Genomic DNA, 21592 nt, shown 5'->3' with positions numbered 1-21592 from the left:
AGCCATCGCCGCTGCTCGTCGGAGGAATTCACGTGCACCGGAGCGGATGATTCCGAATTCCCCACCGCATCCGGATCGAGCCGCCTCAGCCTACCCGCGAGGGCCGCCGCGCCATACGATCTGCGGGCCGCGAATGTCGCGCCGAATTGCCCGTACCCGCACGGAATTCGGCCGTTCGGGGCATTCCTCCGAGCACATCACGAGCAAGATCGCACCCTGGGTTCCGCCGTCCGGACGACGGCCGCGGCGAAGGGCGCCCACGAACCCGTCCCCGGTATTCGGGGCGATTCGGACGGAATGGCGCGGGATTCGGCGGAGGCGGTTCTCAGCCCCGGCGGTGGTGCAGCACGAGGTGGGTGGCGACACCGAGCAGCAGGCCCCAGAAGGGCGCGCCGATGCCGAACAGCGTCATCCCCGAGGCGGTCGCCAGGAAGGTCACCACGGCGCCGTCCCGGCCGTGCTCGTCGGCCACCGCGCCGGCCAGGCTGCCCTGGAAGGAGGCGAGCAGCGCCACCCCGGCGATCACCGCGATCAGCACGTGCGGCAGCCCGGTGAACAGGCTGACCAGCACGCCGCCGAAGCTGCCCACCACCAGGTACAGCGCACCGGCCGACATGCCGGCGACATAGCGCCGCCGGGGGTCGGGGTGGCTCTCCTCGCTGGTGCAGATCGCCGCGGTGATCGCGGCCAGGTTGACGCCGGGCGAGCCGAACGGCGCCAGCAGGACGGAGACCGCGCCGGTCGCCCCGACCAGCAGCCGGTCGTCCGGCCGGTAGCCGGAGGCCCGCATGATGCCGAGGCCGGGGGCGTTCTGCGAGGCCAGCGCGACGATGGTCAGCGGCAGTGCCAGGCCGACGGTCGCCGCCCAGGAGAAGGACGGTGCGGTGAGCACCGGGCGGGTCGGCCCGCCCGAGCCGAGGTGCAGCGGCAGCCCGACGGTGGCCGCGGCCAGCACCGCACCGGCCAGCAGCGCCAGCGGGACGGCGTACCGCGGCACCCACCGCTTGGCGAGCAGGAAGGCCGCGAAGGAGCCGAGCACCAGGACGGGAGCGCCTCGCAACTCGGTGAAGATCCCGGCGCCGAAGGTGAACAGGATGCCGGCCAGCATCGCGTTGACGATGCCGGCCGGGACGGCCCGCACCAGACGCCCGAACAGGCCGGTGGCGCCGAACACGGCCACCGCCGCGGAGGAGACCAGGAAGGCGCCGACCGCCTCCCGGTACGGATACGCGCCGAGGCTGCCCACCAGCAGGGCGGCACCGGGCGTGGACCAGGCGGTGATCACCGGTGTCCGGGTCCACCAGCTGAGCAGCAGGCAGGTGAGGCCGCTGCCGATCGACACCGCCCAGATCCAGGAGGCGGTGTGCGCCGGGTCCAGGTGACCGGCGGCGGCCGCGGCGAGCACCACCACCAGGGGCCCGGAGAAGGAGACGGCGATGCAGACGAGTCCGGCCAGCAGGGCCGGCAGCGAGACGTCACGCCGCAGCGAGGGCCGGGGCTCGGGCGGGGCGGGGGCGGCCTCGACCTGCACCGCGGTCTGACGATCGGACATGGGAGCAGTATCTCCGAGGGCCTTCGGAAGCCCCGAGAATATTTCTCGGAACGAGCTGCAACCTCTGGGCCCGCTGCACGTCTATGAGGGTGAAGGCACGGAGAGCGGGACCGGCGGGCAAAGCCGGGAGGCCGAAGCGCCGGGCACCTTCACCCACACACCATCAGCACACCGCCCTGGGGGGACCAGTCATGCGCGCGCCCGTTATCTCCCGTTTCGTCCGCAACGCCACCGTCACCACCACCGCCGCCCTCGCCATCGGCGTCGCCCTGCCCGTCCTCACCGGCGGCACCGCCGCCTGGGCCTGCGGCGAGCTCCCGAACCCGCAGCCCGCCGCGGCCGCCCCGGCGGCCTTCGTCGCACCGGTGCCGACGAGTGTCACCGCGGGCGGTGCCGCCGCGGAGTTCGGCCTGGAGCAGCTCAACGACACCGCGAAGCCGTACCCCGACATGGTCCCGAGGCTCTCGCTGTTCTCCGCCGAGATCGTCCCGGGCAGCGGCAAGCTGGTGCACGTGGCCCCCGAGGACCTGACGGTCGAGGTGATGTCCCACGGCCATTGGAAGCGGCTGCCGCTGCGCCACGCCTGCGACCCGGGCGTGCTGGTGGACACCTCGTCGCTCGCCGAGACGGTGCCGGCCGGCCAGGCCCACCGGTACATGTTCCGCGTCAGCGTCTCGGCGAAGGCCGCCGACGTCACACGGATCGACATCGCCACCGCACCGGGCGCCCAGGACCGGCTCGCCACCTTCCGGCTCGCCGTGAAGCACCCGAAGCCCGCGCCCAAGCCGACCCCCACCACGGCCAAGCCCACCCCCACCACGGCCGCGCTCGTCCCGACCGCCGCCACCCCGACCGCGACCCGCACCGCCACCCCCGCGGCACCCACCGCCCCCGCCACCGAGCTGGCCCAGACCGGCACCTCCTCGGCCACCGCCTTCCTCTTCGCCTCCGGCGCAGCTGCCCTCGCCCTCGGTGGCGCCGTCCTCCTCACCGTCAAGCGCCTCGCCCGCCGCTGATCCGCCCCGGAAAACCGGCCGGCCCCGCCCCCACGAAGGGGACGGGGCCGGCGGCGACAGCGGAGGGTCAGGCCCAGGTGATCAGGCGCTTGGGGCGCTCCAGGATCGCGGCGGTGTCCGCGAGCACCTTGGAGCCGAGCTCGCCGTCGACCAGGCGGTGGTCGAAGGAGAGTGCCAGCGTGGTGACCTGACGGGGCACCACCTTGCCCTTGTGCACCCACGGCATCTCCCGGACCGCGCCGAAGGCGAGGATGGCCGCCTCGCCCGGGTTGAGGATCGGGGTGCCGGTGTCGACGCCGAAGACGCCGACGTTGGTGATGGTGATCGAGCCGCCCTGCATGTCCGCGGGCGAGGTCTTGCCCTCGCGCGCGGTGTCGACCAGTTCGCCGAGCGAGACGGCGAGCTGGGTCAGGGTCTTGCCGCCGGCGTCCTTGATGTTGGGGACGATCAGGCCGCGCGGCGTGGCCGCCGCGATGCCGAGGTTGACCTGCCCCTTGATCACGATCTCCTGGGCGGCCTCGTCCCAGGCGGCGTTGATCTCCGGGTGCCGCTTCACCGCGGTGAGCAGCGCCTTGGCGACCAGCAGCAGCGGCGAGACGCGGACGTCCCGGCCGAGCTCGCCGGTCTCCTTGAGCGTGCGGACCAGCTTCATCGTGCGGGTCACGTCGATCTGGACGAACTCGGTGACGTGCGGCGCGGTGAAGGCCGAGGAGACCATGGCGGCCGCAGTGGCCTTGCGGACGCCCTTGATCGGCACCCGCACGTCGCCCGTGCCGCTCGCCACGGGGGCGGCGGCCGGCGCGGCCTGCGGGGCCGGCGCAGCCTGGACCGGGGCCGGGGCGGCAGGCGCCGGGGCCGCGGCGGCGTGCACGTCCTCGCGGGTGATCACGCCGTTCGGACCGGTCGGGACGACCACGCGGAGGTCCACGCCGAGGTCCTTCGCCAGCTTGCGCACGGGGGGCTTGGCCAGCGGCCGCTCCCCCGCCTGCGCGGGCACCGGCGCGGCGGCGGGCGCTACCGGAGCGACCGGAGCCGCCGGGGCGATCGGCGCGGCCGGGACGGGCGATGTTTCACGTGAAACCGGAGCGGCGGCCGTCGGAACGGCGGTCCGGCGGGCCCGGCGCTGGGTGCCGCCGGTGCGCGGACCGTAGCCGACCAGCACCTCGCGCCGCTCGGGCACCTCCTCCTCGGCCGGGGCGGCCGGGGCGGGGGCGGGGGCGGCGGCCGGGGCTGCCTCCGCGGGAGCGGCACCCGCGACCGCCACCGCGATGATCGCGGTGCCGACGTCGACGGTGGAGCCCGCCGGGAAGAACAGCTGCTCGACGACACCGGTGAACGGGATCGGCAGCTCGACCGCGGCCTTGGCGGTCTCGACCTCGCAGACGACCTGGCCGTCGGTGACGGTGTCGCCCGGCTTGACGTACCAGGAGAGGATCTCGGCCTCGGTCAGCCCCTCGCCGACGTCGGGCATCTTGAACTCGCGGAGCGCGCGAACTTCGGTGGTCATGTGCGTCGCTCCTCTCAGTACGCGAGCGCGCGGTCGACGGCGTCGAGCACGCGGTCCAGGTCGGGCAGGAAGGACTCCTCGACCCGGGACGGCGGGTACGGCGCGTAGTAGCCGCCGACCCGCAGGACCGGCGCCTCCAGGTGGTAGAAGCAGCGCTCGGTGAGCCGGGCGGCCAGCTCGGCGCCCATGCCCAGGAAGACCGGTGCCTCGTGGACGACGATGCCGCGGCCGGTGCGCTTCACCGACTCCTCGAGGGTGGCGAAGTCGACCGGGGTGAGCGAGCGGAGGTCGACGACCTCCAGGTTGCGGCCGTCCTCCTGGGCGGCCGCGGCGGCCTCCTGGCAGACCTTGACCATCGGGCCGTACGCGATCAGGGTCGCGTCGGTGCCGGGGCGGACGATCCGCGCGGAGTGCAGCGGCAGGTCGGAGCTGTCGCCGACGTCGCCCTTGTCCCAGTAGCGCCGCTTCGGCTCCAGGAAGATCACCGGGTCGTCCGAGGCGATCGCCTGGCGGAGCATCCAGTGCGCGTCGTGCGCGTTGGACGGGGTGACCACCTTGAGGCCGGCGGTGTGCGCGAAGTAGGCCTCGTGCGACTCGCTGTGGTGCTCGACGGCGCCGATGCCGCCGCCGTACGGCATGCGGACGGTGATCGGGAGCTTGACGTGCCCGAGCGAGCGGGCGTGCATCTTGGCGAGCTGGGAGACGATCTGGTCGAAGGCCGGGTAGACGAAGCCGTCGAACTGGATCTCCACCACCGGGCGGTAGCCGCGCAGGGCGAGGCCGATCGCGGTGCCCATGATGCCGGACTCGGCGAGCGGGCTGTCGATGACCCGGTCCTCGCCGAAGTCCTTCTGCAGGCCGTCGGTGATTCTGAAGACGCCGCCGAGCTTGCCGATGTCCTCTCCCATGAGGAGGGTCTTCGGGTCGTTCTCCAGCGACTTGCGGAGCGCCTCGTTGAGCGCCTTCGCGATGCTGAGCCGGTCTGCCATCAGTTCTGCTCCCCGCCCTCGAAGGAGGCCGCGTAGGCCACGTACTCGGCCCGCTCCTCGTCCACCAGCGCGTGCGGCTCCGCGTAGACGTGGTCGAAGATCAGGGTCGGGTCCGGATCGGGCATGGAGCGCACGCCCTCGCGGACCCGGAGGCCGAGCTCGTCGCTCTCGGCCTCGACGCCGGCGAAGAACGCGTCGTCGGCGAGGCCCTCCTTCTCCAGGTGGGCCTTGAGGCGGGTGATCGGGTCCTTGGCCTTCCAGGCCTCGGTCTCCTCGGAGCCCCGGTAGCGGGTCGGGTCGTCCGAGGTGGTGTGGGCGCCCATGCGGTAGGTGAAGGCCTCGATGAGGACGGGGCCGTTGCCGGTGCGGGCGTGGTCGAGCGCCCAGCGGGTCACCGCGAGGCAGGCGAGCACGTCGTTGCCGTCCACCCGCACGCCCGGGAAGCCGAAGCCGGAGGCGCGGCGGTAGAGCGGGATGCGGGTCTGGTTGGTGGTCGGCTCGGAGATCGCCCACTGGTTGTTCTGGCAGAAGAAGACCACCGGCGAGTTGTAGACCGAGGCGAAGGTGAAGGCCTCGTTGACATCGCCCTGGCTGGAGGCGCCGTCGCCGAAGTAGGCGATCACCGCGTCGTCCGCGCCGTCCTTGGTGATGCCCATCGCGTACCCGGTGGCGTGCAGGGTCTGCGCGCCGATCACGATGGTGTAGAGGTGGAAGTTCTTCTCGTTCGGGTCCCAGCCTCCGTGGTTCACGCCGCGGAACATGCCGAGCAGGTTCAGCGGGTCGACGTCGCGACACCAGGCGACGCCGTGCTCACGGTACGTCGGGAAGGCGTAGTCGCCGGGTCGCATCGCACGGCCGGAACCGACCTGCGCAGCCTCCTGGCCGAGCAGCGAGGCCCACAGGCCCAGCTCGCCCTGGCGCTGCAGCGAGGTGGCCTCGGCGTCGAACCGCCGAACCAGCACCAGGTCGCGGTAGAGCGCGCGCAGCTCCTCGGGGGTGGTCGTCAGCGGGAAGTCCGGGTGCTCGACCCGGTCGCCTTCCGGCGTGAGCAGCTGGACGAGCTCCGGCGCGGCGCCCGTGCCTGCGCGGAGGTTGTCAGGGACGCCGGGGGCGGCCTTCTTGCGCGCCCTCGCCGTGCTTTTGACGGTCACGTTCACTCCTCGGTCTGTCCGGCCGCCCGGGGTCGCCGGTGACCGGTCCGGTCACCTCCGGGCAAAGCGCGCTGGGTGTGCGCACCGGCTGCTCGGCAGGTGGTGATCCTTCTCCGACGGCGTCCCTCACGAGAACGTTACCCAGCGGCGCCCCTTGGCGCGCTTGCGCTAGGACGTCCTACTTGTTCCTGTCCGAGAACCGCCGGTGTGGTGCGGGTCTCAGGTCGGTGCCGTCAGGACACCAGCGCACGGTATCCGGGCAAAGCTCTCCGCGTAAGGGGGTAACGGGCATCGATTCGGTGTCCTCCGCGCCCGGCTGTCCTCCGGGGAGCGGCCGGGAGCAGGGATTTCGACACGATGGCGTGGAAGGATTCCCCCATGACAGGAAACGGACATATCAGGGTATTCCTCCTCGACGACCATGAGGTGGTGCGGCGCGGCGTACACGACCTGCTCTCCACCGAGGAGGACATCGAGGTGGTCGGCGAGGCCGGCACCGCCGCCGAGGCACTGGCCCGGATCCCGGCGGTCGCCCCGGACGTCGCGGTGCTCGACGTCCGGCTGCCGGACGGCAACGGCGTGGAGGTCTGCCGCGAGGTCCGCTCCCGGGTCCCGGAGGTGCGCTGCCTGATGCTCACCTCCTTCTCCGACGACGAGGCGCTGTTCGACTCGATCATGGCCGGCGCCTCCGGGTACGTGCTGAAGGCGATCCGCGGCACCGACCTGATCACCGCCGTGCGGGACGTCGCCGCCGGGCGCTCGCTGCTGGACCCGGTGGCCACCAGCCGCGTCCTGGAGCGGCTGCGCGAGGGCAGCGGCAAGGAGGACGAGCGACTCGCCCGGCTGACCCGGCAAGAACGGCGGATCCTCGATCTGATCGGCGAGGGGATGACCAATCGGCAGATCGGCAATGAACTTCACCTGGCCGAGAAGACGGTGAAGAACTACGTCTCCAGTCTGCTCGCCAAGATGGGCATGGAAAGGCGCACGCAGGCGGCCGCGTACGTGGCGCGAAACCGCCCTTCCGGTGCAAGATCAGATAGTTGACGATCTGTCAAGCACCCCCGCACAACCTCACTACGCTCACTCCGTGATTCCCAGCCCGGCCTCCCCGCCCGACGTCCGCGGGGACGGTGCCCTGTCCCTCCTCGTCCCCACCGTCCCCACCGCCCGCCGCAGCCTGCCGCAACGGCCGGCCGCCGCACCGGCCCGTCCCGACCTCTCCGCCCCGCCCGTGGGCACCCTCAGCCCGCCCGTCGCGCACGCCGCCGTGGCGGGCGTGCTCCGGCGCTTCGGCACCGCGCCGGCGGTCGCCGTCCGCCCGGTGGCCGAGGGCCTGCTGAACCGCGGGTACCGGGTCACCACCACCGAGGGCCGCTACTTCCTCAAGTGCTACGTCGACGAGGCCACCGCCTCCCGTGCCGCGATCACCGCGCAGCACCGCGCGACCACCGCGCTCCACGCCCGGGGGCTGCCGGTGGCCCGGCCGCTGCCCGCCGCCGACGGGGACTCCGTCGTCGCCCACGGCGGCCGGCTGTTCGGCCTGTATCCGTGGGTGGAGGGCGAGCACCGGCACGGGACGTCCCTCGACCTGTCGCAGTGCGCCGACCTCGGCGCGCTGCTCGGCCGGCTGCACGGCGCGCTGGCGCACGTCTGCGCCCCGGTACGCCAGCCCGCCGGGCGGCTGGCCGCCGACCCGGACGAGACCGCCCGCCTGGTCGGGGAGCTGCGCAGGCTCGCCGGGGAGCACCGCCCGCACACGGCCTTCGACGCGCTCGCCGAGGAACACCTCGCGGAGCGGATCGACCTGCTCGCCGCCCACCGCGGCCGCCGCCCCGCACCGGCCGAGGCCCCGCCGACCGGCTGGACGCACGGCGACTTCCACGGGCTCAACCTGCTCTACCGCGGTGGGGCGGTCGCGGCCGTCCTGGACTGGGACAAGCTGGGCCTGCAGCCCACCGCCGAGGAGGCCGTCCGGGCCGCCACCCTGGTCTTCAACGACCGGCTGAGCGGGGTGCTGGACCTCTGCCGGGTGCGCGCCTGGTCCAGGGCCTACCGGGCCGAGGCGGCGGCCGGCCCGGCCGAGCTGGCCGCCGCCGTCCACCGGGTCTGGTGGGAGCGGCTGAACGACCTCTGGATGCTCCAGTGGCACTACCAGCGGCGCGACGGCCGGGCCGACCCGCTCTTCCCGGCCGCGGCCGGCCAGCTGCGCTGGTGGTGCCAGGAGTACGAGCAGGTCCTGGACGCCTTCACCAACTGAGCCGCCCGAGCCGCCGCTCCGCGGGCGCGGGCCGTCAGCCGGCGCCCGCTCCGCCGGGCCCTGGCGACGTGGCGCCCCCGGTCGGCCCCGGCGTGGACGGTTCGCCGGTCGGGGTCGGGGTGGCCTTGGTCGGGGTCGTCGTCGGCGACGGCGTGGACGTGTCGGTCGGCGAGGCCGAAGCCGAGGCCGAGCCCGTCGCACTGGCGCTGCCGGTCGGCGAGTGCGACCCGAAGGTCGGCTCGGTCGGCCGGGTCGTCCCGCTCTGGGTGCGCGACGGGGCGGCCGTGGTCGGCTCCTCGGTCGGCTGCCCGGTGTCCGCCGGGGCGGTGGTCTGCGTCTTCTGCTGGGTCGGCGTGTTGCCGCCGCCGCCCCCGCCGCCGCTCAGCGCGAGGCCGATCCCGACACCGGCCGCCACCAGCACGGCGAGGACACCCATCACCCAGCCCCACGGGCTGCGCTTGTCCTCCGGCTCGTAGCCGTCGTGGCCGCCGCCCCCGCCGTACCCGTGGTCGCCGTCATAGCCCTGGCCCCCGTAACCCTGACCGCCGTAGCCCTGCCCCCCGCCGGTCGGCGGGTAGGGCTGGGAGGGCGTCTGGTAGGGCGAGGTGACCTGGAAGGGCATGGCGGCCGTCGGGTCCGCCGGGTCCGTGCGGCCGAGCGGCTCGGTGACGGCGGTGCCGCCGTTGTGGGTGCCCCCCGGCCCGGAGCGGCCGTTGCCGTTGCCGTTCCCGTTGCCGTTGCCGCCCTGGACGGTGGCGGCCAGCCCTGCCGCGGCGGCCGCCGCTGCGGCGGCACCGGCCGCGTAGCCGACGCCCTGGGCGCCGTGCATGGTGCGCAGCGCGTGCTGCACGTGGGCCCGGAACTCGTCGGCGCTCTGGAACCGGTCGTCCGGGTTCTTGGCCAGCGAGCGGAGCACCAGCTCGTCGAACTCGGTCGGCACCCGGCCGTTGGCCCGGGACGGCGGCACGGGGTTGTCCTGGACGTGCTGGTAGACCACCGAGAGCGGAGTCTCGCCGGTGAACGGCGGCCGCAGCGCCAGCAGTTCGTACAGCATGCAGCCGGCCGCGTAGAGGTCGGAGCGGTGGTCGACGGGCCGGCCGAGCGCCTGCTCCGGCGACAGGTACTGCGGGGTGCCCATGACCATGCCGGTCTGCGTCATGGTGGTGGCCGCGCCGGTGAGGGCCCGGGCGATGCCGAAGTCCATCACCTTGACCGCGCCGTTGGTCGTGATGATCACGTTGGCGGGCTTGATGTCGCGGTGCACGATGCCGTGCTTGTGGCTGTAGGCCAGAGCCTCCAGCACCCCGGCGATGATGATCAGCGCCTGGTCGACCGGCGGCGCCTCCTCGTCCACCAGCAGCTCGCGGACCGTCCGGCCCTCGACCAGCTCCATCACGATGTACGGCGTGGACTCGCCGTCCAGCACTTCCTCGCCGGTGTCGTACACCGCCACGATCGAGTGGTGGTTGAGCGCGGCGACAGCGTGCGCCTCGCGCGTGAAGCGGAGCCGGGCGATGTCGTCCTCGGCCAGATCCGCGCGCAGCAGCTTGACGGCGACGGTCCGGCCGAGCCGGACGTCCTGGGCGGAGAAGACCTCGGCCATGCCGCCGCGGCCGAGCCGGCCGGTGATCCGGTACCGGCCGTCGCCGACCGTCCCGAGCAGGGCCTTGGTGCCGCGGCCCGGGGTGTGCCCGAGCGGCGGGCCGGACACGATCTTCGTCTCGGCGGTCTCCGGCTCGCGGCCCGTCGTCTCGTCGGTGGAGGCCTGGACGTCCGCATCCTCGCCGTTGCCCGGCCGATCGCTCTGTGCCATCGCTCCTCGCCCCGGGCCCTCGCTCGGCGCGCAGTCGCCCTGTCGGTTACGTCCTGTGAAACGCTACCGCTTCGGCGCGGTCACCGTGGACCGCTGAAGGGACCGCGGTCTCAGTTCCGGCCGTCCTGCGGCAGCTCCAGCACCCGGGAGACCACCGGGCCCAGGGAGGAGCTGCTGTAGCTGTTGCCCTTGTTCTGCTCGCCCTTGGCCGCCGCGATCAGCACGATGATCACCGCGAGGACGATCACGCCGAAGATCACGCCGACCACGACCAGCGCCGTCGAGCAGCCCGCGTTGTTGTTGGCCGGCTGCGGCTTCGCCACGAAGGGGCCCGGCTGGGCCGGCATCGGCCCAGCCGGATGCGCCTGCTGCGGGAAGGGCCGCGGCGTCTGGTACGGCTGCGGCTGCGCGAACGGCTGCGGGGTGTGCGCCTGCGGGAAGGGCTGCGGCGTGTGCGGGGCCTGCGGGAACGGCTGCGGCGTGTGCTGCGCCTGCGCCTGCGGGAAGGGCTGCGGCGTGTGCTGCGCCTGCGCCTGCGGGAAGGGCTGCGGCGTGTGCTGCGCCTGCGCCTGCGGGAAGGGCTGCGGCGTGTGCGGCGCCTGCGGGTACGGCGGCGGCGTGCTGGCCTGCGGCTGGTACGGCTGCTGCACCTGCGGGGTGGGCGTCCGGATGTCCCCGGAGACCTGCGGGAAGTTGGTCAGCGACGGCGCGGCGTGCACCGAGCGCGGGCCCTCGCTGATCACCAGCGGCGTGGAGGCCTGCAGCGACGTGCCGCCGGACTGCGCCGTGGACTCGACCCGCTCGACCTCGTCGCGCATCGCCTCCGCGGTCGGGAAGCGGTGCGCCGGGTCCTTGCGCAGGGCCCGGGCGACCAGTGCGTCCACCGCGGGCGGCACGGTCGTGTTGATCGTGGACGGCGCCGGCGGCTCCTCCTGCACGTGCTTGTACGCGATGGAGAAGGCCGAGTCGCCGTCGAAGGGCAGGCCGCCGGTCAGCAGCTCGAAGAGCATGCAGCCGACCGAGTACAGGTCGGAGCGGGCGTCCACGCTCTTGCCGAGCGCCTGCTCGGGCGAGAGGTACTGCGGGGTGCCGACGACCATGCCGGTCTGCGTCATGGAGGTGACACCGGACTGCAGCGCGCGGGCGATGCCGAAGTCCATCACCTTGACGATGCCCTTGGTGTTGACCATGACGTTGCCCGGCTTGATGTCCCGGTGCACCAGGCCCTGGTCGTGCGAGGCCTCCAGGGCGGAGAGCACCGCGGCGGTGATCTTCAGCGCCTGCGCGGTCGGCATCGCACCGTGCTGCCCGATCGCGTCGTTCAGCACGTCGCGCAGGGCCCGGCCCTCGACGTACTCCATGACGATGTACGGGGTGGACGCGCCGTCCGCGGCGATGTCCTCGCCGCTGTCGTAGACCTGGACGATGTTGGTGTGCTGGAGGCGCGCGACGGCCTGCGCCTCGCGGCGGAACCGCTCCTTGAACGAGGCCTCCCGGCCCAGCTCGGTGTGCAGGGTCTTCACCGCGACCTGACGGTCCAGCACCGTGTCGTACGCCAGGTGCACGGAGGCCATGCCGCCCTGCCCGAGCAGGCGCTGCAGCACGTACCGACCGTTGCCCAGGGCGTGGCCCTCGACCGTGGAGCCGTCCTCGCTCATGTCCCCCTGCTTCCAGGTCTCGTCCGGGCGCGCCCGGTGTCGGGCCCGCGCTGCCGCCGGCCCCCGCCGGCGGCGCGGAGGCCGACGGCAGGGGCCCAGGGTATCGGCTCCCGCCGACCTGATCGGGTGCAGGGGCGCAGCTGTGTCCGGCCTGCAACGCGGTTGCCGAACAGCTGCGACACTCGCCCGCTACAGGTACGGACCCGAACGGATGCCGCGGCCCGGGCCGTCCTCCTCGTCGCCGGGCTCGGCGCCGTGCAGACCGGGCGGCAGGGCGCGCCGCATCTGCTCCAACTGCGCCCGGGCCGCCATCTGCTGGGCGAAGAGCGCGGTCTGGATGCCGTGGAAGAGGCCCTCCAGCCAACCGACGAGCTGCGCCTGGGCGATCCGGAGCTCGGCCTCGGTCGGGATGGTGTCCTCGGTGAACGGGAGCGAGAGCCGCTCCAGTTCCTCGACCAGTTCGGGCGCGAGGCCCAGTTCGAGCTCCTTGATCGAGCTGGCGTGGATGTCCTTCAGCCGGGCGCGGCTGGCCTCGTCGAGGGGCGCCGCGCGGACCTCCTCCAGCAACTGCTTGATCATGCTGCCGATCCGCATGACCTTGGCCGGCTGCTCGACCATCTCGGTCACCGGCAGCTCGCGCGGCTCCCCCTGGTCGCCGCCTCTGCCCAGCCCGGGGACGGCCCCCACCGGCATCCCGTCCGGGCCCACGATCAGCACCTTCGGCGCCTCGTCCGGCTGCCCGCCCGACGCCTCGACGGCCTGCTGGAAGGAGCGCTCGTTCATCGGGTTCGTCATGAAGGGCATTCTCCCTCACCGGGGTTCGGTCCGGGGAGTGCTCGAGGATCTTGTTCGGGCCCGATCCGCGGACGTCGACCGGCGGGCTCAGCCGCGGCGCAGCTTCACGCCGACCAGTGCCAGCCCGAGGCCGATCAGCGTCAGCCCGGCGCCGAGCGGGAGCTGACGGGTGGCCGGGTCGGACCAGCGCAGCGGGGCGGCCAGATCGGCGGCGTCCTGCGGGACGGGCGCGGCGGCGGTGACGGAGGGCTGCCCGTCGGCGGCATCCGTGGACGCGTCCGGGGTGGCGGGCCGGGCGGCCGTGGTGGGCGCGCCGGGCGTGCGGGAGCCGTGGCCGGGGTGTCCGAGGACGGCGGCGGACCTGGTCCGGCCGTGCACCGCGGGGGCGGACGAGGGGGCGGCGGCGATCGCGGCGGGGCTCGCCGAGTCCTCCGCGGCGGCCTGGCCGGTGGCGGCGGCCGCGCTCGAGGGGTCGGCGGTGTCGAGGCCGTCGGTCTCCTCGTCGCAGTCGTCGCTCCCGGTGTTCCCGGAAGCCCCGGTGTTCTCGGCGTCCTGGCCGCCCGCGGAGCCCTGGGCGGGCCCCGTCCCGGGCTCGGGGTTGCTGTCGGTGCCGGGTCGGCCGGGTCGGCCGGGTCGGCCGGGGCCCGTGACCGTACCGGCGGTCTGGCCGGCCGCGCCGGCCGAGGGCTGCGGGGCGGTCGGGCCGCTCGGTTCGGGCACGGTCGCCGGGCTGCTCAGCGGCGGCCTGACGGGAAGTCCGGACATGCCGGAACCCCCCGGGGCGGTGGGCAGCGCGGCTGCGGGTATCCCCGCCTCCGGCAGGGCCGAGACCGCTTGTTGGACGGCCTGCTGCACGGCCGCCTCGACCTGGGCGCGGGACGGCGCGGAGGCCTCGGCGCCGTCGGCCGAGGCGGGGAAGGCCAGCAGGACGGGGAGGGCGAGGCCCGCCCCGGCGAACGCCGCCCGGCGGCAGCCCGCGGGGAGCGCGGAGGAGAGAGCACGGAACGCGTACGGAAGTGCAGCCACGGCGGGAAGTCCTTCCGACGGGCGGCCGCGGCGGGACGCGGTCGGCGGCGGGACAGCTCCGAACCAGACTCACACAATCCGACAACCCGGGCATTTCGTACGCTCACTCCCCGCGCACGCCCTGGTCCGTGCCACGGTCAGCGCAGCCGCAGCACCACCTTGCCGACGTGCCCGCTCCGCTCGACCAGCCGGTGCGCCTCGGCCGCCTCCTCGATCGGCAGCACCTCGTGCACCACCGGCTTCACCACCCCGGACTCCACCAGCGGCCACACGTGCTCGCGGACGGCCGCCACGATGGCCGCCTTCTCCGCGACCGGCCGCCCCCGCAGATTGGTCGCGGCGACCGCGCCCCGCTTGCGGAGCAGGGTGTTCAGGTCGAGTTCGGCCTTGATCCCGCCCTGCAGGCCGATGATCACCAGCCGTCCGTTGACCGCCAGCGCGTCCACGTTCCGCTGCAGGTACTTGGCGCCCATGATGTCGAGGATGACGTCCGCCCCGGCCCCGCCGGTCGCCTCCCGGACGGCCTGCGTGAAGTCCTGCTCGCGGTAGTCGACGAGGATGTCCGCGCCGAGCTCGGCGCAGCGCGCCAGCTTCTCCGCGCTGCCGGCGGTGACCGCCACCCGGGCGCCCACCGCCTTGGCCAGCTGGATCGCCATGGTGCCGATGCCGCTGGCGCCGCCGTGCACCAGCACCGTCTCGCCGGGGCGCAGGTGGGCCACCATGAAGACGTTCGACCAGACCGTGCAGACGACCTCCGGCAGCGCCGCCGCCTCCACCGCGGACAGCCCCCGCGGCACCGGCAGCAGCTGGCCCGCCGGCACCGCGACCCGCTCCGCGTAGCCGCCGCCGGTGAGCAGCGCGCAGACCTCGTCGCCGACCGCCCAGCCGGCCACGCCCGCGCCCAGCGCGACGATCCGGCCGGCGCACTCCAGGCCCGGGTAGCGGGACGAGCCGGGCGGCGGGTCGTAGAAGCCCTGCCGCTGCAGCAGGTCCGCGCGGTTGACGGCGGTGGCGGCGACCTCGATCAGGACCTCGCCCTCGGCGGGCTCCGGATCGGGCACCTCGGCCCAGGTCAGCACCTCGGGCCCGCCGGGCTGGGGAATGGTGATGGCTCGCATGGCCGCCACGCTACGCGCGCCGCGCCGGCCGCCCGCGGTCGGCCCGCCGACACCGCCCGCCCTCAGGCCCGGTTGACGCCCCGTCGGACGGTGATGATCCGGTCGGTGATCTGCAGCACCGCCACCTCCGGGTCGGTGAAGTTCAACAGCCGGCGGCCGCGGACGACCGCCACCACCAGGTCCGCGCACTCGCGCGGGGAACGGCCCGCCTCGGCCTTGGTGACCGGCCGCTCGGCGAGGTCCAGCCCGGAGCCGACGGTCAGCAGGTCCTCCATCACCGCACCGGCGTGCGGGCTGAGGATGGACAGCCCGAGCAGCCGGCCCGCCGAGCTGGAGCTGGTCACCACCACGTCGGCGCCGCTCTGCCGCAGCAGCGGCGCGTTCTCGTCCTCCCGGACGGCCGCGACCAGCATCGCCTCCGGGTTCAGCTGACGCGCGGTCAGCGCCACCAGTACCGCGGTGTCGTCCCGGGCCGGGGCGATCACCACCTTCTCGGCGCGCGGCAGTTCGGCCCGCAGCAGGGTGTCGGTGCGGGTGGCGTCGCCGAGCACCGCCGTCAGGCCGTCCCGGCCCGCCTGGTCGATCGCCTTGCGCTGCGAGTCGACTACGACGACCGACTCCTTGCGCAGCCCCTGGCCGAGCAGCGCGGTGACCGCGCTGCGGCCCTTGGTGCCGTAGCCGACGACGACGGTGTGCTCCCGCACCGGACCTCCAGCGGCCTGCCGAGTCAGGGCGGCACCGCCCGGGCCGCCGCAGGCGACGATACCGCCGACCGGGCGCGCGGTCCGGAAGCGGGGAACCGCCCCCGGACCGGCACGGCGCCTCCACCGGACCGCCCCCGCGCGGCGGTGGCCCGGATGATCGCCGCCCCGCCATGCTGGTGCCCGTGACCCACGGCACCCAGTCCCCCGGCCCCGACGGCAGACTCTCCCGGCTGCGCGCCGGCCGCACCGCCCGCACCCGGGAGACCGAGGTCGCGGGCGGCCGCGTCTTCCTGCCGACCAGGACGCCCCCGCCGCCGTTCCGGCAGGTCTCCCGCCGGCTGCTGCTGGCGTTCGGCGTCCTGCTCGCCACCACGCTGATCGTCTGGCTCGACCGGGACGGCTACCACGACGACGCGGGCGGTCCGCTGGACCTGCTGGACGCCGCCTACTACGCCACGGTCACCCTCTCCACCACCGGCTACGGCGACATCACCCCGGTCAGCGACGGCGCCCGGCTGACCAACATCTTCGTGATCACGCCGCTGCGCGTGCTGTTCCTCATCATCCTGGTCGGCACCACCCTGGAGGTGCTCACCGAGCGCACCCGCCTGCAGTGGCGGATCGGGCGCTGGCGCTCCACCGTCCGGGACCACACCGTGGTCATCGGGTACGGCACCAAGGGCCGCAGCGCCGTCGGCGCGCTGCTGGGCCAGGGCATCGACCGCGGCTCGATCGTGGTGGTCGACCCGCAGCCGCGCACCGTCGAGCAGGCCACCCTGGACGGCCTGGTCGGGGTGGTCGGCGACGCCACCCGCACGGACACCCTGCTGCGGGCCGAACTGCCGCGGGCCGCCCGGGTGGTGGTGGCCCCGGAGCGGGACGACACGGCCGTGCTGATCACCCTGACGGCCCGCCAGCTCAACCGGGCCGCGACCGTGGTCGCGGCCGTCCGGGAGGACGAGAACGCGCCGCTGCTGCGGCAGAGCGGCGCCGACGTGGTGGTGACCAGCTCCAGCTCGGCGGGCCGGCTGCTCGGCATGTCCATCCTCAGCCCGCACGCCGGTGCGGTGATGGAGGACCTGCTCACCCACGGCACCGGGCTGGACGTCACCGAGCGGCCGGTCACCGCCGAGGAGGCGGGCCGCTCCCCGCGCGAGTGCGCGGACCTCGTCGTGGCGGTCGTCCGCGGCCGCCGGCTGCTGAACTTCACCGACCCGGACGCCGCCACACTGCAGCGCGGCGACCGGCTGATCGTCATCCGGGACGCCCGCAGCCGCGCCTGAGGCGGCGGCGCCACCGGGCCCCGCGCTCAGGGCAGCTCCAGCACCTCCGCCCGGCCGCCCGCGGGGACACCGCCCGGCGGCACCACCGCCACCGCCTCGGCGAGCGCCAGACCGCGCAGCATCGCCGGGCCGTCGAAGCGCAGCGGCACCAGGCCGTCGGCCGTCCGCACCACCGGTACCAGCCGGGTGTCCTCCGGGTGGCCGGGCAGGTCGACGGCGGCGGGCTCGGCGCGGGTGGTCGGCTCGGCGCGGCCGGCCAGCGCGTCCAGCAGCGGCAGCGCCAGCGTCAGCGCACCGGCCGCGGCGGCCAGCGGATTGCCGGGCAGGCCCACCAGGTGCCGGCCGCCGGGCAGCGCCGCGAGCAGCATCGGGTGCCCCGGCCGGACGGCCACACCGTCGACCAGCAGCCGGGCGCCGGCCTCGCCCAGCGCGGCGTGCAGGAAGTCCGCCGGGCCGGCCGCGGTGCCGCCGGTGGTCACCACGACATCGGCGGGCGAGTTCCGCAGGGCGTCCCGCAGCAGGGTGCGGTCGTCGCCGATCCGGCGCGCCGGAAGCGTCTCGGCGCCGGCCGCGGCCAGCCAGGGCGGCAGCAGCGGGCCCAGGGCGTCCCGGACGAGCCCCGGCCCCGGCACCCCGGAGTCGCGCAGTTCGTCGCCGAGCAGCAGCAGCTCGACGGTCGGCCGCCGGCGCACCGTCAGGACGTCGTGGCCGGCCGCCGCGGCCAGGCCGAGCACCGCCGCGGTGACCCGGGTGCCGGCCGGCAGCAGGGTCTCGCCGCTGCGGCACTCCTGGCCGCGCGGCCGGACGTCCTGGCCGGGCCCGACCTCGCCGTGCAGCAGCCCGTGCGCCGTGCGGCCGTGCTCGCGGCGCAGGACGCCGGTGGCGCCGGGCGGCAGCTGGGCGCCGGTGGCGATCTCCACGGCGGCGCCGTCGGCGAGCGGTCCGGGCGCGGCGCCGGCCAGCAGCCGCCCGGCCGGGCGCCAGGGGCCGGGGCCGGCGACGGCCCAGCCGTCCATGGCCGAGGTGTCGAAGCCGGGCAGGTCGGTGACGGCGGCGAGCGGCTCGGCCAGGGTGCGGCCGAGCGCGGCGGCGAGCGGGACGGGTTCGGTGGGCAGCGGCGCGGCGGCGGCCTGCCGGGCCGTCCGGCGGGCCTGCTGCCAGGGCCGGTCGTGCGCCGCGGATTCGGCGGTCGGCGCGGCGCGGGGGCGGTCCACGTCGGCGAGGGCGCCCGTCACGCCTGCTCCGGCGGGTGCTTCGCGGCCCACCGTTCCGCGAGGGCGGCCGTCCGGGCGGTGGCCTCCGCGACCGCCTCGGGCCCGCCGCCCCGGGCGGCCGCCGCGTACCCCACCAGGAAGGCGGTCAGCGGCGCGGCCGGGCGGGCGACCCCGTGGGCGACCACCCGGGCGAGGTCCAGCAGCCCGTGCACGTCGACCTCGAAGTCGACACCGAGTTCGGCGCCGACCTCGGCGATCCAGTCATCCAGCGTGCGCTCCATGGCCCCATGCTGCCCGATCCCGCCGCCGTCGGCGGATCCGCGGTCGTGTGCGGCGCGGGTCGGGATGCTCACCGGCGGGCCCGTGCCGCGGTGAGGTCAGGGCTCGGCGCGCTCGCGCAGTTCCCGCTCGCGGGCCTGGGCGAGCTCCTCCCAGGTGTCGCAGTCGTAGGCGACGGAGTCGACGTCGGCCAGCCGGACGGTGCGCAGCGTACCGGTCAGGCGCCGCAGCGGGCGGCCGGCCGGGCTGTCCAGGGCGGCGAGCGAGGCGCGCAGCGCGACGGTGCGGTAGGCGGCGGCGAGCGGCTGGTCCCGGCCGGCCGCGTCGACCAGGACGGCCGCCTCGGCCTCGGTGTCGTCCAGGGCGTCGAGCAGCCGGTGCACGGTGCGGCGGTCCAGGAAGGGCAGGTCGGCGGCGAGCAGCAGGACCCGGTCGGCGGTCACCCCGGCGAGTCCGGCGGCGACGGCGGCGACCGGGCCGCCGCCGGGCGGCGCCTCGCGGGCCCACCGGACACCGGTCCGGGCGACCCGGCGGACGGGGCCCACCACGACGGTGGTGCGGGCGTCGGCGCACGCCTCCAGCACCCGGTCGAGCAGGGTGCGGCCGCCCACGTTCAGCCCCGGTTTGTCCGCCCCGCCGAGCCGGCTCGCCGCGCCGCCGGCCGGCACGATCACGTCGAAGACCGTCATGCCGCCAGTATCCGCCGCGCGAGGGGCCGCCGGGGGCGGCTCAGTCCTCCTCGACGATCTCCGCGTCGACGATCTCGTCGTCCTCGGCCGGCACGGTGTTGGCGGCGGCGCCGAGGTCGAGGATGGCCGGCAGGGTGAGCGCGCCGTACCGCTCGTTCATCGCGGCGGCCAGCGCCTCGGGGTCGTGCGGGTGGGCGGCCAGCGCGCGGTCGAAGTCCTGCAGGTACTCGCCGGTGAAGGCGAGCACCCGCAGGGCGTCGTCGTCGGCGCCGGGCGCGCGGTGGCCGGCGACCACCCGGTCCGCGCCGAGGTCGGCGATCCGGGCCAGGTTGTGGGCCCAGTCGATCCGGCGGTAGGCGTCGGTGTCGGCCGTCCAGACGTGGGTGCCGTTGTAGACGAAGTCCCCGGCGAGCACGGTGCGGATGCTCGGGATGTGCACCACCGTGGAGCCCTCGCAGTCGCCCTGGCCGAGGGCCAGCACCCGGATCGGCTGGCCGTCGATCATCAGCGGCTGCGGGAGCAGCGGCGCGGGCAGCAGCGGCTGGTCGGGGATGTCGTCCCCGTAGACCGGCTTCCACTCGGCGACCTTGGCGGCGGCGGTCCGGGCGATGCCGTCGACCACCGGCGGGGCGGCCAGCAGCCGGGCCTCGGGGAAGAGCTTCAGCACCTCCTCGGCGCCGAAGTAGTGGTCGGGGTGCCGGTGGGTGACCACGATGGCGAGCAGCCGGCGTCCCTTGCCTGCGATCCACTCGGCGAGTTCGCGGCCGGCGCTGCGGGTGAGCTGGGCGTCGACCAGGATCGCGGCGGTCTGCCCCATGATCAGCACGGAGGTCGCGAAGAAGGCGCTCTCCGGGCCGGTGAAGACGTCGATCTCCAGCACCGGGTGGCCCGGCCCGGGGGCCGCGCGGTCTGGTCCGGCGGTCTCGTCGGGCGGGTTGGGCGTCACGTCGGCTCCCTGGTCGGCGGGGCGGCCCCGGGGCGGGCCGCTCGTTCGTACCAGCTTGGTCGGTGGGGGTGCCGATCGCCGGTCAGGCGCGCCCGGGCGGGTGGGCTGGGCCGACCCGCCCGGGCGGCGCCGCGGTCAGGCCGCGACGCGGGTGTTGACGGCCTCGCCGCGGGCCGCCGCGTCCGCGAGGGCCTGCGCCTTGGAGGCGTCCGCGTGCTCGGCGAACTGGGCCAGCGCCGGGTTGACCCGGGCCAGGGTGAGCTCGGGCACCACGAAGTCGACCTCCAGGCGGAGCATGCCGGTCAGCACCTTCTCCAGGTAGGTGGTGACGAACTCGAAGTCCTCGCGGGGGGTGCCCGGGCCGTACGCGCCGCCGCGGGAGGCGACCACGGTGACCGGGGTGCCGGCGGCGGAGGGCTGCTCGCCCGCGCTGCGGCCCATCAGGATCACCTGGTCCAGCCAGGCCTTGAGGCTGGAGGGGATCGTGAAGTTGTACATCGGGGCGCCGATGACCACGGCGTCGGCCTGCTCCAGCTCGGTGATCAGCTGCTCCCGCAGCGCCCAGGCCCGCTGCTGCTCGGCGGTGCGGTGCTCGGCGGGGACGAAGCCCGCCGTGGCGCCCGCGGCGTCCAGGTGCGGCACGGGCTCGGCGGCGAGGTCCCGGTGGACGACGGTGCCACCGGGGTTGGCGGCCTCCCAGGCCGCGCGGTAGGCCGCGGAGACCTCCCGGGAGACGGAGCCCTCGAAGAGCGCGGACGAGTCGATGTGCAGCAGCGTGGGCATGGCATGCCTCCCTTTCGGTAGTAGCTGCATCTTCGTGAGCAGCTTCCACAACAGTAGCAGCTTACTTTTCTATAGTCACTTGCCGCATGGCAGTACTCTGGACGCATGGCGCAGGAAACGGCACCGGCCCAGCCGGCCTGTACGGGAGTGGACGTCACCATCACCCGGGTCTTCGCCCTGCTCGGAAAGCGCTGGACGGGGCTGGTCGTCGCCGTGCTCAGCCACGGGCCCGCGCACTTCGCGGAGCTCCGCCGCGCCATCCCCGGCATCAGCGAGCGCATGCTCTCCGACCGGCTGACCGAGCTCGCCGAGGCCGGACTGCTCCTCCGCGAGGTCGACGAGGGCCCGCCGCTGCGGGTCCGCTACCGGCTCACCGAGTCCGGCTGCGCCCTCGGCCCGGCCCTCACCGAGCTGCGCACCTGGGCCGAGCGCTACCTGCCGCCGCTGCCGCCCGCCGGCTGCCCGTAGGACGTGTCTTCAAAGGCGCATGGGCACCCATAAGGGGCGCTGGGGGCACCTCCCGGCCGAAGGCTGGGGGCGGAACTGCACAATTCGGATGCGGCCCACCGTGCAATTCCCGGCCTGGCCCGCATTGCCATGGCTCCCGCCCCCGGACACAACGAAGCGCCCCGCCGCGGTCGCCGAGCACACGCTCGGCACCGCGACGGGGCGCTCCCGTCGGCCCTGAGGGGCTACTTCTTCTTGTTCTTGCCGGTGATCTTGTCGAGGCGGGAGGTGATGCCCCAGGCGGTGACCCGCCAGAGGGCCTCGACGACGATGTTGCGGCTCATCTTGGAGGCGCCGTGCTC

General features: G+C 74.8%; 17 protein-coding genes and 3 pseudogenes. 5 read left to right on the top strand and 15 right to left on the bottom strand.

What is annotated here, in order from left to right; genetic code table 11:
* Window positions 1-325: 325 nt before the first annotated feature.
* Entirely contained in the window at window positions 326-1552 is a 1227-nt protein-coding gene (locus AB0P35_RS14785) for a benzoate/H(+) symporter BenE family transporter (RefSeq protein ID WP_363510578.1), read from the bottom strand.
* 191 nt (window positions 1553-1743) lie between these two features.
* On the opposite strand from AB0P35_RS14785, the gene AB0P35_RS14780 reads away from it, so the two are divergent.
* Window positions 1744-2568 (top strand): LPXTG cell wall anchor domain-containing protein, encoded by an 825-nt coding sequence (locus AB0P35_RS14780; RefSeq protein ID WP_363510575.1) that lies wholly within the window; start codon window positions 1744-1746, stop codon window positions 2566-2568.
* Between the two features lie 67 nt (window positions 2569-2635).
* On the opposite strand, the gene AB0P35_RS14775 is transcribed toward AB0P35_RS14780, so the two are convergent.
* From AB0P35_RS14775 to pdhA, 3 genes are read right to left on the bottom strand one after another with little or no spacing between them, the layout of a single operon-like run.
* Window positions 2636-4075, bottom strand: coding sequence for a dihydrolipoamide acetyltransferase family protein (locus AB0P35_RS14775; RefSeq protein ID WP_363510572.1), 1440 nt, complete (start codon window positions 4073-4075; stop codon window positions 2636-2638).
* Window positions 4076-4089: 14 nt separating this feature from the next.
* Window positions 4090-5067 carry an alpha-ketoacid dehydrogenase subunit beta gene (locus AB0P35_RS14770; protein WP_095875549.1) on the bottom strand — a complete coding sequence of 326 codons (978 nt, stop codon included), beginning with the start codon at window positions 5065-5067 and terminating at the stop codon, window positions 4090-4092.
* A complete protein-coding gene (gene pdhA / locus AB0P35_RS14765; RefSeq protein WP_363510569.1) occupies window positions 5064-6221 on the bottom strand; it encodes a pyruvate dehydrogenase (acetyl-transferring) E1 component subunit alpha in 1158 nt (385 codons plus the stop codon). Before pdhA ends, AB0P35_RS14770 begins: the two co-directional genes overlap by 4 nt.
* A gap of 372 nt (window positions 6222-6593) precedes the next feature.
* Between pdhA and AB0P35_RS14760 the strand changes: the two genes are divergently transcribed.
* Window positions 6594-7262, top strand: a complete 669-nt coding sequence (locus AB0P35_RS14760) for a response regulator transcription factor (protein ID WP_095873884.1) — start codon at window positions 6594-6596, stop codon at window positions 7260-7262.
* A 187-nt stretch (window positions 7263-7449) separates the two neighbouring features.
* Entirely contained in the window at window positions 7450-8475 is a 1026-nt protein-coding gene (locus AB0P35_RS14755; RefSeq protein ID WP_095875548.1) for a phosphotransferase, read from the top strand.
* 34 nt (window positions 8476-8509) lie between these two features.
* Here the strand turns inward: AB0P35_RS14755 and AB0P35_RS14750 are convergent, their stop codons facing one another.
* The 6 genes and pseudogenes from AB0P35_RS14750 to AB0P35_RS14725 all read right to left on the bottom strand — a co-directional run.
* Complete coding sequence (locus AB0P35_RS14750; protein ID WP_363510835.1) at window positions 8510-10078, bottom strand: protein kinase; 1569 nt, start codon at window positions 10076-10078, stop codon at window positions 8510-8512.
* A gap of 320 nt (window positions 10079-10398) precedes the next feature.
* Window positions 10399-11946 (bottom strand): protein kinase, encoded by a 1548-nt coding sequence (locus AB0P35_RS14745; RefSeq protein ID WP_363510566.1) that lies wholly within the window; start codon window positions 11944-11946, stop codon window positions 10399-10401.
* A gap of 189 nt (window positions 11947-12135) precedes the next feature.
* Window positions 12136-12729 carry a bacterial proteasome activator family protein gene (locus tag AB0P35_RS14740; protein ID WP_257019298.1) on the bottom strand — a complete coding sequence of 198 codons (594 nt, stop codon included), beginning with the start codon at window positions 12727-12729 and terminating at the stop codon, window positions 12136-12138.
* Between the two features lie 99 nt (window positions 12730-12828).
* Window positions 12829-13767 (bottom strand): hypothetical protein, encoded by a 939-nt coding sequence (locus tag AB0P35_RS14735; protein ID WP_363510563.1) that lies wholly within the window; start codon window positions 13765-13767, stop codon window positions 12829-12831.
* A gap of 137 nt (window positions 13768-13904) precedes the next feature.
* Window positions 13905-14885 (bottom strand): NAD(P)H-quinone oxidoreductase, encoded by a 981-nt coding sequence (locus AB0P35_RS14730; RefSeq protein ID WP_363510560.1) that lies wholly within the window; start codon window positions 14883-14885, stop codon window positions 13905-13907.
* A 62-nt stretch (window positions 14886-14947) separates the two neighbouring features.
* Window positions 14948-15589 (bottom strand): annotated as a pseudogene (locus AB0P35_RS14725) (NAD(P)-binding protein); the annotation flags it as partial.
* Window positions 15590-15879: 290 nt separating this feature from the next.
* Here AB0P35_RS14725 and AB0P35_RS14720 point away from each other — a divergent pair.
* Window positions 15880-16872 (top strand): potassium channel family protein, encoded by a 993-nt coding sequence (locus AB0P35_RS14720; protein WP_257019297.1) that lies wholly within the window; start codon window positions 15880-15882, stop codon window positions 16870-16872.
* A 26-nt stretch (window positions 16873-16898) separates the two neighbouring features.
* Here the strand turns inward: AB0P35_RS14720 and AB0P35_RS14715 are convergent, their stop codons facing one another.
* The 4 genes and pseudogenes from AB0P35_RS14715 to AB0P35_RS14700 all read right to left on the bottom strand — a co-directional run bounded on the left by AB0P35_RS14715 (window position 16899) and on the right by AB0P35_RS14700 (window position 20783).
* Window positions 16899-18086 (bottom strand): molybdopterin molybdotransferase MoeA, encoded by a 1188-nt coding sequence (locus AB0P35_RS14715; RefSeq protein WP_363510831.1) that lies wholly within the window; start codon window positions 18084-18086, stop codon window positions 16899-16901.
* Between the two features lie 17 nt (window positions 18087-18103).
* Window positions 18104-19054 (bottom strand): annotated as a pseudogene (locus tag AB0P35_RS14710) (NTP transferase domain-containing protein).
* A 40-nt stretch (window positions 19055-19094) separates the two neighbouring features.
* Complete coding sequence (locus tag AB0P35_RS14705) at window positions 19095-20000, bottom strand: MBL fold metallo-hydrolase (protein WP_363510557.1); 906 nt, start codon at window positions 19998-20000, stop codon at window positions 19095-19097.
* Between the two features lie 135 nt (window positions 20001-20135).
* The gene (locus AB0P35_RS14700; protein ID WP_363510554.1) at window positions 20136-20783 is read right to left on the bottom strand and encodes an NAD(P)H-dependent oxidoreductase; all 648 of its coding nucleotides are present in this window, start codon (window positions 20781-20783) and stop codon (window positions 20136-20138) included.
* Window positions 20784-20888: 105 nt separating this feature from the next.
* On the opposite strand from AB0P35_RS14700, the gene AB0P35_RS14695 reads away from it, so the two are divergent.
* Window positions 20889-21251 (top strand): helix-turn-helix domain-containing protein, encoded by a 363-nt coding sequence (locus AB0P35_RS14695; RefSeq protein ID WP_095873873.1) that lies wholly within the window; start codon window positions 20889-20891, stop codon window positions 21249-21251.
* A 224-nt stretch (window positions 21252-21475) separates the two neighbouring features.
* On the opposite strand, the pseudogene AB0P35_RS14690 reads toward AB0P35_RS14695, so the two are convergent.
* Window positions 21476-21592: pseudogene (locus tag AB0P35_RS14690) on the bottom strand (dolichol-phosphate mannosyltransferase); the annotation flags it as partial.

The sequence above is a fragment of the Kitasatospora sp. NPDC085879 genome (assembly GCF_040686255.1).
Classification (GTDB): Bacteria; Actinomycetota; Actinomycetes; order Streptomycetales; family Streptomycetaceae; genus Kitasatospora.
Note: the sequence above shows the minus strand (reverse complement) of the source record. Positions and strands in the feature narration are given on the sequence as shown.